This window comes from Nostoc sp. FACHB-110 (assembly GCF_014697425.1).
In the GTDB taxonomy this organism is placed as follows: domain Bacteria; phylum Cyanobacteriota; class Cyanobacteriia; order Cyanobacteriales; family Nostocaceae; genus Nostoc_B.
Genome location: NZ_JACJRU010000042.1, coordinates 21945 through 35074, shown reverse-complemented (window position 1 = coordinate 35074; position 13130 = coordinate 21945). Strand labels below are relative to the sequence as shown.

The window sequence follows — 13130 nt, the reverse complement described above, 5'->3', positions numbered from 1 at the left end:
ATGGTTCTAAAAAATATCCGCAGGGTCAGCAGAGCGCAATTTTCGCATAGCGATCGCCCCTGAGACGCTACACATAATGATGGTCATAATCAACACATTCACTGCTCGCTCTACCTTCATAAATATAGGCAGCATCGTAGCGGCATAGGTGAGTTGATACAATCCAAAAGAAAAGAAAAATGCCGGGATAAAACCTAAAATAGCTAATAGTAATGCTTCTTGCAGTAAGACTACCAATAAGTAGCTATCTGTGTAACCCATTGCTTTTAAAGTTGCGTATTCTGGTAAATGTTCGGAAACATCGGAATACAAAATTTGATAGACAATGACTATACCAACAATAAAACCAACTCCCACACCTAAACCAAAAATAAAGCCGATACCTGTACCACTAGCCCAGTAACTTTTTTCAATTTGAGCAAATTCTTCTATCGTCAGAACTTTGATATCATTGGGTAGTCCGGCTACAAGTTGCGATCGCACTTGTTCAAGATTTGCATCTGGTTTGAGAGTAATTAACCCCACTTCAATGCGGTCTGCTTTGCGTTCGGGAAAAATTTGTAAAAATGTAGAATCACTGGCGATAACATTACCATCAGCCGCAAAGGAAGCACCGTTACTAAAAATGCCCTTAACGCTAATTGCTTTATTATTTAATTCTGTATTGAATTGGCCAGTTTTTTGAAAAATCTCTCCTACAGCCCCATATTCTGGACGACCTGCTTGGTCAAACAAAACTTGATTTAACTGTTTAATAGAGTCTAAATTTTGTTGAATTTCGGGAAAGTTAAATGCCGATTTCGCCGGGTCGATACCCCAAACTAAGATGGCGCGTTCTAGACGTGTTTCGGGGTTACGCCACTGTCCTGTGCCGATATAAACTGCATTCACAGACTTTACGCCATCATAACCCAAAGCTTGATACAGTCTTTCTCTGGAGAAGTTTTTCACAGAAAATAAGGTTTGAAATTGCGGATTAATTAATACTAAATCCGCATCCAAACTGCGATGAGGTTTCACAGCCGCATCAAATAATGCTCCCTCAAATCCCATCTGAATAAATATCAGCATATCGGCAAAGGTAATACCTGCGACTGCTATTAATAGACGCGTTCTTTCTTTTAATAACTGCCGCCATGCTAACGGAGTTTTACGTAATAGTTTCATATTTGATTAATAGTCAATGGTTAAAAATCTTTTCCCCTACTCCTAAATTTCAATTGCTGTTTGCACTTGCAAATTAGTGAATCCTGTAACTTTTTTGCTGTCTTCAGGATTGAGGCGAATTTTGACTTCAACAACTCGGCTATCTAAGTTCTCACCTGGTTCGTTGCTAAATACGTTTTGTCTGTTTACTTGCAAACCAATGTAGTAAACTTCTCCGCGCAGTTCCCCATTAAAGGCTTGACTAGTAATCATGGCTGATTGTCCTAGTTTAATTTTGCCAATGTCACTTTGATAAACTTCTGCAACTGCAATCATCTGTTCGGTTTGCGCCATATCTGCAATACCTTGATTGCTAATTTTTTCGCCCACTCTGGTATGAATTTTGAGTATTTGTCCGGTGATTGGGGCTTTGATATAAGCTGCTTGTAGGTCGGTTTGGGCGCGTTTAAGTGCAGCGATCGCATTTTCAACTTCCATTCTTGCAGCTTGCACATCTACAGGCCGCACTTCAGCAATACTAGTTAGTGTGGCTTTAGCTTCACTGACTTGTTTAGTACCAGTAGTGTTGATTCGCGTTAAGGAAACTTTCGCTTCGGCTAGTTGTCTACTGGCTGTAGAGTTAATTCTGGCTAAAACTGCTTTTGCTTCGTCTAATTGTTGTTTAGCAGTTTCTACACTTAATCGCTTAGTGTCAAACAGCGAGTTAGAAATTGCGCCTTCAGCATAGAGTTTTTGATAGCGTTCGTATTCGGCTTGGGCGTTATTTAATTCGGCTTCTAGTTTTTTAATTGTTGCCGATTGCGCAATTCTATCACCTTCCCACTGGGCGGCTATACGGGCGATCGCTTCTTGTTGCCCAATTGCATCACCTTGAGATTGAGCTTGGAGGCGTTCAATATTGGCTTGTTGTGCTTGAATCTCTCCAACTTTCGCCCCAGCTTTGACTTGATCGAGTTTTGCTTGAGCGACTCGCACTTGTTTTTGGGCTTGCAGAACGGCAGTTTCTAAGCGATCGTGTGCATCTAAAATAGCTACTATCTGCCCAGCTTTGACAATATCACCTTCTTGGACGCGCATTTCCATAACGCGATCGCCATCCAACACCAACGGCGCAGATAAACTAATCACTTCTGCTTCTGGTTCTAATCTGCCTAAAGCTGTGACCTTTGGTTTTGATTGAACTGTTATCGCTTCTGGTGAGGCGGTTCGACCAATTTGTCCAAACTGAGAAACGCCATAAACCACAATCCCACCTGTAATTGCAGTTGCAGCAATTACTAATCCAAATAATTTTTTATTGTCAGGTTTAAATAGCAGATTGTGTCCCATATTCCCCCCTAAAAAATCTCCGCCCCGAAAAGATTAGTTAACAGAATTATTTGAATTATTCTGTAAGTAAGCCGTTAACATTTTGCCTAATAAGACGCATTGCTCAACAAAATCAATCGATTCATCACCCCACAATTTTTCTAAAATCAAACCATTCACAAAGCTCAATACAAAAGAAGCTAAAACTTCATCCTGAATTCCCAAAAACTCGCAAGCTGCTTGCTGATACCGCTTATTAGCACGTTTAAAAACATTGTTATTTTTAATATCCGCATCTTGATGTTGACAGAAATCAACCCAAACAAACGTCCATTTAATAAAGTAATCCTCATTTTTTACTAGATATTTTCCTAGTGCTAACATTGCTTCTTGCAGTGTTTCGGCTCCTTCTAACTCTGCCAATGCTGCACTCACATCCTGTTGCGAAATCTCTTCGACTAATTGCTCAAATAAAGCTTCTTTGCTCGGAAAGTAGTGATACAAAGTTCCGGTAGAAACCCTCATTTCTTGGGCAATTTGCCGCATAGTCACAGAGCCGTAGCCTTTTTGAGCAAATAAATCAAAACATTTGCTGAGTAACTCCTTGCGATATTGGTCATGGTCAACGATTTTGGGCATAGTCGGAATTTATTTATATCGAACGTTCGTTATTTATAACTTACGCTCAAAATAGGCAAGCAGTCAAGAGACAAATAAATACACCATCAAAATCAGCAAAATGCCTAGATTCAGCGTTGTTTAGCTATTACTTTGCTGTTGACCTAAACAGTTTCTCAGTGTTGAGAAGGTTATTAGTTGTAATTTGCAATTTTATACTTGTATACACTTCTTAATGTAGGCTTTACAGTTCTTCCTGTCAAGTTTAATTGCAAAAGGGAGTGGGGAGTAGGGGAATCAGAACTTTGCGTCACCCAGATTTCTCACTCTGTTCCCTATCCCCTACTCCCTTAACGGTTCACCGTACTCATATCTGAATAACGTTCCCCGGCGGTGAAACCTTTGGGTGCAGTTGCGGTGATACGACTCAAATCTTCTGGTGTCAGCACAATTTGGGCGGCGGCGATATTTTCTTCTAAATAAACGCGGCGTTTTGTTCCAGGGATAGGAACAATATCGTCACCTTGGGCTAAAAGCCATGCTAGAGCTAGCTGACTGGGGGTTACACCTTTTTCGGTAGCGATGGCTTTTACTTGCTCGACTAATTTTAAATTCTGATAAAAATTCTCACCTTGACACATAATCTAGATAAATGTTCACCTACCTATTAATAAATAAGTAGGTGAACATTTACCAAAACTATTACAGCACTTTTCATCTGCATGAGGTACATTCTTCTAGTCTCTAACCCCTAGCCCCAGTCAGTGATTTTTTAAAAAACTATCTTGGATTAATGTGTCGTCTTGGCCCCCAACCAGGATTAATAATGGCTGCTAAATCTTCTGGCGATAATCTATCTATTTCTGCGTCTAGTTCTTCGGGGGTAAAATCATAGCCGCGTTCTTTAGCAATCTTGAGAAATGCTGCGGGATCTGCTGTAGCTTTTAGTTTTTGCTGTAATGCTTGGTCTTGTTTGACAGCTTTAAACAACTCTGCGGCGTTTTGCTTGGTCATGGCTATTTATCTCCTATATTAAATTTTAAATTGGTCAGTAACAAGACGTTTAGCAACATCCATAATTGACGAAATTTACCCTACTTTATTAATTCCACTTTTGTAATTAATTAGTCTTGTACCGTAAGGAGTAATAATTTGTCATTTTTAGGTGAGCTACTGTTACTTTTGGCTTATTTTCTTAGATATATAAATAAAATTTATTAGGTTCAATTATCCTGTGATAGAAAGATAAGTTATGGATTATATTTCTGCTTTCAAAGTAGAATTAACTATGATTTTGTCGTTATATTTTTGGCAATAATTGGCTGCGCGATCGCAAGTCATAATTCCGTATCTTTACTAATACTTTTGGTAATAAATAAGATAGTTATAGCTAAAAATCATTATTGTTTGACCTCGGCTGAAAATGATGCTAATTTAAAACAAACCGTTCGGTCTGCCATCTCGTAAAGCTATGTCTAAAGGCGAAGAAACAAAAACGCGAATTATCCAACAAGCGGCGGAACTGTTTAATCAACAGGGATATGCAGGTGCTTCGATATCCGACATTATGCGTGTAACGGGATTGCACAAAGGCGGTATTTACAACCATTTTCCTAGTAAAGATGACTTAGCTTTGCAAGCGTTTGATTTTGCGATCGCGCGTGTGACTCAACACACTACAGCCGCAATTCGCAGTAAACATCATGCAATTGAACGCCTAGAAGCAATGATTGAAGTATTTGCTGGCTTTGTCGATAATCCACCTATTCAAGGTGGCTGTCCGTTATTGAATACTGCGGTTGAGAGTGATGATGCTCATCCTGCACTACGCGATCGCGCTCAAAAAGCCATGAACGCCTGGCGTAACCTGATTTCCCAAATTATTCAAAAGGGAATTACAAAAGGAGAAATTCGTTCTGGAGTTGATGCTGATGAAATCGCCACTATTATTATTGCCACCTTAGAAGGAGCCATCATGATGAGTAAGTTATATGGTGATGCAATTTATATGCAAAGAGTTACAAATCATCTCAAACAGTACATATACAGTTATAAAAATTAATTTTTAAATGCAAAATCTCAACTAATTTTTTTTTGCAAATTTACAGACCGATTGGTTTTTTATTTAGGAGGAATTAGCGATGTTGCAGTTTTACTATAATCCCATCTCGCCTAATGCTCGGCGTGTCTGGTTAACTCTATTAGAAAAAGGAATTGATTTTGAGCCAATATTGATGAACTTAGATGGCGATCAATTGCAAGAAAATTTCTTAAAAATTAACCCATTTCATCACATTCCAGTTGTAGTAAATGATGGATTGCGAATAGTAGAATCGCTGGCAATTTTGGACTATTTAGAAGCGAAGTATCCCCAACCAGCCATGCTACCTAGTGAGCCGCAAGCCTTAGCTAAAGTCAGGATGGTACAACACATCACAGCTAATGAGTTATTTCCCAAAATAGTCACATTGATTAGTGAAAGTGCAGACTCACCACAATTTTTAAAAGCTAGAGAACATATAGATACAGTGCTGCAATTTTTCACAGAAATCTTGAGTACTTCTCAATATTTTGGTAGTGACGAGTTAACCTTAGCAGACATTGTTGCGGGTACTGCTGTACTTTACTTGCCTAACTTAGGTGTCAATTTGAGCGATTATCCCAAAATATATGAATGGTCTGAACGCCTTATGCAACGTCCAGTCTGGGAAAAGACAAAGATTAGCCCAGAAGACTTTGAACAGTTTAAGCGGCGAGTCAAAATTTTAGTCAAACTGCGTCTGCGTGAGTTGAGCCGAAAATAAACTATAACTCTCTGCGTCCTCTGCGCCTCTGTGGTTAGTTTCTTGTCTGTGCATCAACTCTGACAAACTTACCTCACATCCCCCAAGCCAAACTGCATAAACCAACAACCCCAAACCTATTGATTAAGTGAAGGGACTTAAACCCCTAGTAAACACTCAAATTCAAAGGTAAACGGTTATGAAAACCCAAACATTATTCAGCTTGGCTTGCTCTATCTCCTTGTTAGGTGCAGTTACATTACCTGCTCATGCTCAACCAACGCCCCCACAACCATCTCAACCACAAGCAGTCAGTTCAGAAATTGCTATACCTCAAGACACCGCAATTATCGTTTCTTTTCCCGCGCCTGTTACCGTTGATGTTGGACAAAAGAAAGATTATCCGTTGACTGTTCCTTTAGCTAGTGCGATTAAAGATGCTCAAGGTAATGTTATCGCCCCAGAAAATACCCCAGTAAGTATAGTGTTAAAACCAAAAGAAGGTGGTGCAAAAATTATCGCCCAGTCTTTAGTTATTAACGGTCGAATTGTGACAATTCAAGCATCTAGCCAAGTTATTCCTGGTACTACTATTACCCACAAGCGAGCTAATGAAAAAGCTGTGGAAAATGGCTCTGTTTGGGGTAGAATCGGCGGCAGTACTTTTGGCTTTTTAAGTCAAGGAGATCCAGATCAATTTGACCGAGGAGCGATGCTAGGAAGTGCTGTAGGATTGCTGACAGGATTGCGCTCGGCTGAAAATACTCGTGTTGTCCAAATTCCCCAAAGCAGTGTTTATGTATTATCTCTAGAAGCTCCAATTAGTTTGTCTTCTCGATAGTATTCGTCACTTGGTAGATTAATTTTAGACTTCGCACTTCAGTATTGCTAAATGAAAATTCTGCCTATGTTCAACCTGTAAATAACGTTCTTGTAAAGGTTGCCACTGTTGCCATAATTGATAACGATTATCTGCTAATAAATTGCTAAGAGTTGGCAAATGAGTGTCAAGTTCTGATTTGAAAACATCCATTAACCACTGTCCCATCACTACACTATCTTGGATACTGCCTAAGATGTCTTGGATATTTTTTACATCTGCAATATAACTTGCGTAAGATTCTCCATATAAGTCTGTAAATAAGTCCATTTGATAACGTACACGTTTAGCTTGTTTGCGTAAATCATGAATGCTTTCACCTTCATTAGTTAAATGTTTTTCTACATCTTGAGATTGCCAGTCTGTAGAAATTTTCAATTCAGATTTACTACTTTGAGTCCCAACTAGCCAACCCGGATGTAAGAAAAAAATACTAACTTCCGGTAATAATAAATCAGGTAGTACTTGCTGAATCGGAATAGATGCTAAAGAGTAATAGCTAGGTTCTTCTAACCAATCTTCTAATGTTTGTTTAAACGATTTATACAGTTCATCTTTGAGAGTTTTCTGGACATGAGAAAAGGCATCTTCTCGTTGTTTGGCTAACACATGAAAAGCTTTTTGGAGATTTTTCTGTTCTTTATCTGGTAATTTTGGTTGATAATCTGTTTCTAAACTTTCTTTTAATACATCTAAGTCGCGCAGACTCCCAAGACGACGAGCGATTTTCCCAATATTTTTATCACTAGCTGATTTTGGTAAATCTAGAGCTAAACCAAACCTACTTACGGCTGTACGCAGACGACGCATTCCGACACGCATTTGATGAAGTGCTTCGGGGTCTTCATCTTTCTTAACAGTTTTTTCCCACTTGAGGCTTTTATGAAAGTGCTTTTGAATAGCTTGGTAGGCGTATTCTCCTAGGGTTTTTATTGTGATTTTTGTATCTAATTTCATGATTGATAACAATTACATACTTAGTAATGTTCTTGCATAATAGCACTAGTTAAAAATTTTCATCTATCTTTTGATATTTTTTTAAACCTCCTAAATATGTTCCTATGTATTAGTATTAATCTTTCAACTTAGTACTTTTAAAAAGATATATAAAATTAACCATAAATGGCTCTTTCTTTGGGGTAATTGAGAAAAATTTTTAGATATATCTTTTGTCTAGGTATTAAATTGAACACAATAATGTTATGATTTTTATTTTTGTAAATAAATATTTCCAACAAATATTTATGTAGGCAAGTTTCTCTCAATTTTAGAGATACCAGGACTTACGCAAAATTATGAAGAAACGAACCACAAAGGACGCAAAGGACACGAAGTGATAAGAGCTTGAGAGAGTTCTTGCGTAAGTCCTAGATACTTTTAAAGTCATGTGGTTCAGTTAAGAAAGCTTCTCGATTGAGGCAAGTAAATAGGGAAATGGAAATAGCAAAAGAAAAAATACTGATCTGAACTGTATTGAGTTTTATTCATATCTTGCACTGGGCGACTGAAGTCGCAGCTACACAGACAAAACCCCTGACGCTCCTTCTCCAAAGGGAGACGCTACGCGTAGCTTGCTTCTCCGAAGGAGTACGTCGCTCTAAGCGAAGCCATACCGTCAGGCTTTACGCAAGACGCTCGCAGGCTGGCTAACGAAGGGAACCGCCAAGACTGCGTGCGACCCCCTCACCGCCTGCGCGGGTTTCAAATCCCAGTTTTTTCATCAGTCCACGCAGGTGGACTTTGCTTGTTTAGTAGCGAATTCTATTCGCCCAATACTTTTCAAACATCCTCTAAAGATTGGTGGAAATTGCTTGTACCGGACAAGTAGGAATACACTGTTCGCAGACAATACAACGCGATCGCGTGAATGTCAGCTTGAATGTTTCCGGGTTGAGACTGAGTGCTTCTGTCGGACATACCCCAGTACACAAACCACAGTCCACACAGATATCTTCATCAATCACAATTTCGCCTAAGCTAGAAGAAACATTAATATGACGCGATCGCATCCACTCAATTGCTGCGTCTAACTGATCTATGTCTCCTGAGAGTTCCACAACCAATTTCCCGATTTGATTGGGGGCAACTTGGGCGCGGATAATATTTGCAGCCACATTAAAATCTTTCGCCAGTACGTAAGTTACGGGCATTTGGATAGCGCGTTTGGGAAAGGTGAGAGTAACTCGTTTTTTCACAGATTTAGCAGATATTTTTCTAAGTGTTTGCAGATAGATGTGTCAAAGAAGGAAAACGATAAACTAAATATTGGCAATACTTAATAAGTTTTAATAAATTTGCTATGTCACAAGAAGCACCTGTTAATTCTTCCGCCAAGCCAGAATCGACATTTGGGGCGCGAGTGAGAAACTTCTTAATTGTAATTGTAGCGATCGCCTTGAGCGTTGCCCTCTTCTTAGGGTTACGCACGGAAACAAATTCTATCTCTGTTGCTGAATTAGGCAAAAATTCTCTACCCCTAGACGTTGCTTTAAGTAACGGCAAACCGTCAATAGTAGAGTTTTATGCTGACTGGTGTACTGTCTGTCAAAAAATGGCTCCTGATATTGCCCAACTAGAACAGCAGTATGCCGACAAAGCTAATTTTGTCATGCTGAATGTAGATAATACTAAATGGCTGCCAGAAATGCTGAAATATCGCGTCGATGGCATTCCCCATTTTGTATTTTTATCTAAAGATGGCAAAGATATAGCCCAAGCGATCGGTGATGTACCTCGTACTATCATGGCTAGTAATATAGAAGCGTTAGTAACTGGTTCATCCTTACCCTATGCCCAAGCTAGTGGTAAAACTTCTAAAGTTTCTAACTCTGTTGCACCAACGACTCAAGTTGACCCCCGGACTCATGGGAGTCAGGTAGTGAATTAACAGGATAGGGGCAGCTTAATATTGAGCGATGTGTCTACACGTATGCAGAATTGCTGTGTTATAACATACTAAATCTTTACGCAGAAAGTGTTTTAAAGCACTTTCTGCTAATAGAGCCTTGAAATTGTTTTTCTAAAAGCATTTATTTATTAAGCTTTACAGACGAAACGAGCAATTTCTAGTCCAGACGTAAAGTATTTTATTTTACACAACAATTTATTGCGTACACTATCATGATTACTTCCGACATTTCTACCTTTGAACAGCAACCACACAGAGAGATTTCTCCTAATTTAGATTTATCCCTACTAGCAGAGCGGAAAACATTATTCATATTAAAACTATTGGAATATTTATTGGCTGCTGCTTTTGTCTGCTGTGGGATATTACTAACTGTTTATGCAAATAACAAAAATCTGGTAATTACTGGAGTCATTACTTTAACTATTCTGATTTTCCTGTTTCTGTTTAACAGATATTTATTTCAGGACTCGCAGAATGCTGCTAATCGTCAATATCTTACCAAAAAAGCTGAAATATATAGTTATTTACTAGGCAATAATAACGGTTTTTTAGAAAACAACCCGATGATTCCTGCCAGAGAGAAAGCTTTGCAGTATTGCCAAGATTTAATTGATGATTATAAAAAAGCTCGTAATCTCTCTAGAAATCTTTACTATATTCTGCAAATTTCTACTGTTATTTTATCTGGAGTTACACCAATTTTAGTTTTGGTGGATAAATTAGAAGTAGGACAAGTTTGGCTGAAATGGTTACCAGTAATTTGTCCAGCTATTGCCTCAATAGTTGCTAGTATTGTCACCTCATTTCCTTTTCAAAAAAAATGGGTAGCAGCTAACACAACTTTAGAATTATTAGAGGCTGAACAAGAAAAATTTATTTTGGGTGTGACTCCAGCTTATCGTTGCTATGACTTGTCTGATACAAGCGAGCAGCAACAAAAAGCCAGCCAAGCAATTGAACAATTTATTTTGCAAGTGAATAATATTCACATTCAACAAGTACAACAAGCTAGTGAAATACAACAAGAGAAAAAGGAATCAGAAAAAACTGATACTAAATAATTCTGAACGACGTGAAGCTAATTAATTTGTAATACCTAGTACTAACGCACGGAAGCTTGAAACCATTCTCCCCCTTCACCTTTAAATAAAGGGGGAACATCATCAAGCCATTAGGTGAATCTAACTGGCTAACTTACCCCAACCGATATAAGGCAGCTTTGCAGCTGTTTCTCGAATTTTTTCCGCGTTAGCGACTAACTGGCCGCAAGCATCCCAACTGCCAGAAACAAACATATTTCTGGAACCTTCGCCAATGAAAACAGAGGCGGTGAAGTCACCGATTTGTACTTGTAAGGTTTCTAAATTAACTGTGATTGCTGCTTGGGGATTCGCTGCTACTAATTCTTGGAGTTTTTTAATCGTCTCCGTCTCAGCAGTTACACAAGGTACACCAATGGCGACGCAGTTACCAAAGAAAATTTCCGCAAAGCTTTCGCCGATTAAAGCTTGAATACCCCATTTTGAAAGAGCTTGAGGTGCGTGTTCCCGCGATGAACCGCAGCCAAAATTACGGTTGACAATTAATACCTTTGCCCCTTGGTATTGGGGTTGATCGAAGGGATGCTCACCTTTTAAAGCTGTGCGGTCATCAATAAAAGCACCTTCGCCTAAGCCGTCAAAGGTGATGGCTTTTAAAAAACGCGCTGGAATGATGCGGTCTGTATCGATATCATTACCAACTAAGGGTATACCGCTACCGGATACTTGTTTAATTTCGCTGACCATAGGTTTCTCTAATTCGTAATTTTTTTAAACGCAGAGTAGCGCGGAGGTAAGCGCGGAGGTACGCTGAGTATGATTTTCTACCTCCTGCCTTTTGCCTCCTACAGCAATTCCCGCACGTCTGCTACTTCGCCTTTAATGGCCGCAGTTGCCACCATTGCTGGACTCATAAGTAAGGTGCGACCGGAAGATGAACCTTGTCGGCCTTTGAAGTTGCGGTTTGAGGAGGAAGCACTGATTTGTCTACCTTGGAGTTTGTCGGGGTTCATCGCTAGACACATCGAACAGCCTGGTTCGCGCCATTCAAAGCCAGCTGCTTCAAAGATTTTGTCTAATCCTTCGGCTTCGGCTTCTTGCTTGACTCGTTCGGAACCAGGGACGACAAAGGCTTTGACTCCTTCGGCAATGTGGCGACCTTGGGCAATTTTGGCTGCTTCTCGCAAGTCGCTGATGCGGCCGTTAGTGCAGCTACCGATAAAGCAGACATCGATTTTTGTACCTTTGATGGGTTGTCCAGGTAACAAATCCATGTAGCGATATGCTTCCTCGGCAACGAAGCGGTCTTCTTCGGGTAATTCTTCGGGTTTGGGGATGAATTGATTGATCCCAATACCTTGACCGGGTGTAATACCCCAGGTAACTGTGGGGGGAATTTCGGCTGCGTCAAAGACGACTACATCATCATATTCGGCATTAGCATCACTCTTGATAGATTCCCACCAAGTGACTGCTTGATTCCAATCTTCACCTTTAGGGGCGAAATCTCTCCCATTGAGATAATCATAGGTGACGCGATCGGGGTTGACGTAACCGCATCTTGCACCACCTTCAATTGCCATATTGCAAACGGTCATCCGTTCTTCCATACTCATTTGTTCAAAGGTAGTTCCGGCAAATTCGTAGGCGTAGCCTACACCACCTTTAACACCGAGGGTACGGATGATATGCAGAATCACATCTTTAGCGTAGACACCGGGGTTGAGTGTACCGTTGATTTCAATTTTACGGACTTTGAGTTTAGCTAAAGCCAGGGTTTGAGAGGCAAGAACGTCGCGTACTTGGCTAGTACCAATCCCAAATGCGATCGCACCAAAGGCCCCATGACTAGAGGTGTGACTATCACCACAAGCTATAGTCATTCCTGGTTGTGTTAAGCCTAATTCTGGCGCAATGACGTGAACAATACCTTGATTGCCAGAACCTATATTATAAAAAGTTAAATTATTTTCTTGACAGTTTTGTTCCAATGCTTGAATCATGGCTTCCGCCACCGTATCAGCAAACGGACGCGCCTGATTATCTGTTGGCACAATGTGATCTACCGTAGCAACAGTGCGTTGCGGAAACAAAACTTTTAAACCTCGTTCCCGTAACATAGCAAAGGCTTGGGGACTGGTGACTTCATGAATCAGATGCAGCCCAATAAATAGTTGTGTCAGTCCAGAAGGAAGCGTTCCAACTGTATGTAAGTCCCAAACTTTATCAAATAAAGTACCTTTACTCATACGTCTATCGTTATGTAACGAGTCAGAGCCTTCATCCTATCAAAAAAGCGACGAAAGTTTGAAGTATGAAATTATTGTGATACTTGCGATTTTCCCTAGTAGTTGATTAATTTCATCAGATTGCCGCAACTTTCTGAAAAACTTGTAGTCCATTCCCGTCAAGGTGATAATTGA

Annotated in this window: 14 protein-coding genes; 5 read left to right on the top strand and 9 right to left on the bottom strand. The window is 39.8% G+C overall.

Annotated features, from left to right (window positions below):
* Nucleotides 1-6 precede the first annotated feature (6 nt).
* The 5 genes from devC to H6G69_RS27090 form a co-directional block, all read right to left on the bottom strand.
* Nucleotides 7-1167: an ABC transporter permease DevC gene (gene devC, locus H6G69_RS27110; RefSeq protein ID WP_190692223.1), complete on the bottom strand. Its 1161-nt coding sequence runs from the start codon at nt 1165-1167 to the stop codon at nt 7-9.
* Nucleotides 1168-1209: 42 nt separating this feature from the next.
* Nucleotides 1210-2496 carry an ABC exporter membrane fusion protein gene (locus tag H6G69_RS27105; protein WP_190692222.1) on the bottom strand — a complete coding sequence of 429 codons (1287 nt, stop codon included), beginning with the start codon at nt 2494-2496 and terminating at the stop codon, nt 1210-1212.
* Between the two features lie 33 nt (nt 2497-2529).
* Nucleotides 2530-3114, bottom strand: coding sequence for a TetR/AcrR family transcriptional regulator (locus H6G69_RS27100; protein WP_190692221.1), 585 nt, complete (start codon nt 3112-3114; stop codon nt 2530-2532).
* A 329-nt stretch (nt 3115-3443) separates the two neighbouring features.
* Nucleotides 3444-3734: an aldo/keto reductase gene (locus H6G69_RS27095; RefSeq protein WP_190692220.1), complete on the bottom strand. Its 291-nt coding sequence runs from the start codon at nt 3732-3734 to the stop codon at nt 3444-3446.
* 139 nt (nt 3735-3873) lie between these two features.
* Nucleotides 3874-4107, bottom strand: coding sequence for a Nif11-like leader peptide family natural product precursor (locus H6G69_RS27090; RefSeq protein ID WP_190692219.1), 234 nt, complete (start codon nt 4105-4107; stop codon nt 3874-3876).
* A 457-nt stretch (nt 4108-4564) separates the two neighbouring features.
* On the opposite strand from H6G69_RS27090, the gene H6G69_RS27085 reads away from it, so the two are divergent.
* The 3 genes from H6G69_RS27085 to H6G69_RS27075 all read left to right on the top strand — a co-directional run bounded on the left by H6G69_RS27085 (nt 4565) and on the right by H6G69_RS27075 (nt 6717).
* A complete protein-coding gene (locus tag H6G69_RS27085; RefSeq protein WP_190692218.1) occupies nt 4565-5155 on the top strand; it encodes a TetR/AcrR family transcriptional regulator in 591 nt (196 codons plus the stop codon).
* 79 nt (nt 5156-5234) lie between these two features.
* Nucleotides 5235-5897, top strand: a complete 663-nt coding sequence (locus tag H6G69_RS27080; protein ID WP_190692217.1) for a glutathione S-transferase family protein — start codon at nt 5235-5237, stop codon at nt 5895-5897.
* A 178-nt stretch (nt 5898-6075) separates the two neighbouring features.
* Nucleotides 6076-6717, top strand: coding sequence for a hypothetical protein (locus H6G69_RS27075; protein WP_190692216.1), 642 nt, complete (start codon nt 6076-6078; stop codon nt 6715-6717).
* A 24-nt stretch (nt 6718-6741) separates the two neighbouring features.
* On the opposite strand, the gene H6G69_RS27070 is transcribed toward H6G69_RS27075, so the two are convergent.
* The gene (locus H6G69_RS27070; RefSeq protein ID WP_190692215.1) at nt 6742-7713 is read right to left on the bottom strand and encodes a CHAD domain-containing protein; all 972 of its coding nucleotides are present in this window, start codon (nt 7711-7713) and stop codon (nt 6742-6744) included.
* An 833-nt stretch (nt 7714-8546) separates the two neighbouring features.
* Nucleotides 8547-8951, bottom strand: a complete 405-nt coding sequence (locus H6G69_RS27065) for an NIL domain-containing protein (protein WP_190692214.1) — start codon at nt 8949-8951, stop codon at nt 8547-8549.
* 104 nt (nt 8952-9055) lie between these two features.
* Here H6G69_RS27065 and H6G69_RS27060 point away from each other — a divergent pair, with 104 nt between their 5' ends.
* Both H6G69_RS27060 and H6G69_RS27055 read left to right on the top strand, forming a co-directional pair.
* Nucleotides 9056-9643, top strand: a complete 588-nt coding sequence (locus H6G69_RS27060; RefSeq protein ID WP_190692213.1) for a thioredoxin family protein — start codon at nt 9056-9058, stop codon at nt 9641-9643.
* Nucleotides 9644-9876: 233 nt separating this feature from the next.
* Nucleotides 9877-10728, top strand: a complete 852-nt coding sequence (locus H6G69_RS27055; protein ID WP_190692212.1) for a DUF4231 domain-containing protein — start codon at nt 9877-9879, stop codon at nt 10726-10728.
* 120 nt (nt 10729-10848) lie between these two features.
* On the opposite strand, the gene leuD is transcribed toward H6G69_RS27055, so the two are convergent.
* Nucleotides 10849-11454: a 3-isopropylmalate dehydratase small subunit gene (gene leuD / locus H6G69_RS27050; protein WP_190692211.1), complete on the bottom strand. Its 606-nt coding sequence runs from the start codon at nt 11452-11454 to the stop codon at nt 10849-10851.
* 98 nt (nt 11455-11552) lie between these two features.
* On the bottom strand, nt 11553-12956 hold the full coding sequence (gene leuC, locus H6G69_RS27045; protein ID WP_190692210.1) for a 3-isopropylmalate dehydratase large subunit: 1404 nt from the start codon (nt 12954-12956) through the stop codon (nt 11553-11555).
* Between the last annotated feature and the right edge of the window lie 174 nt (nt 12957-13130).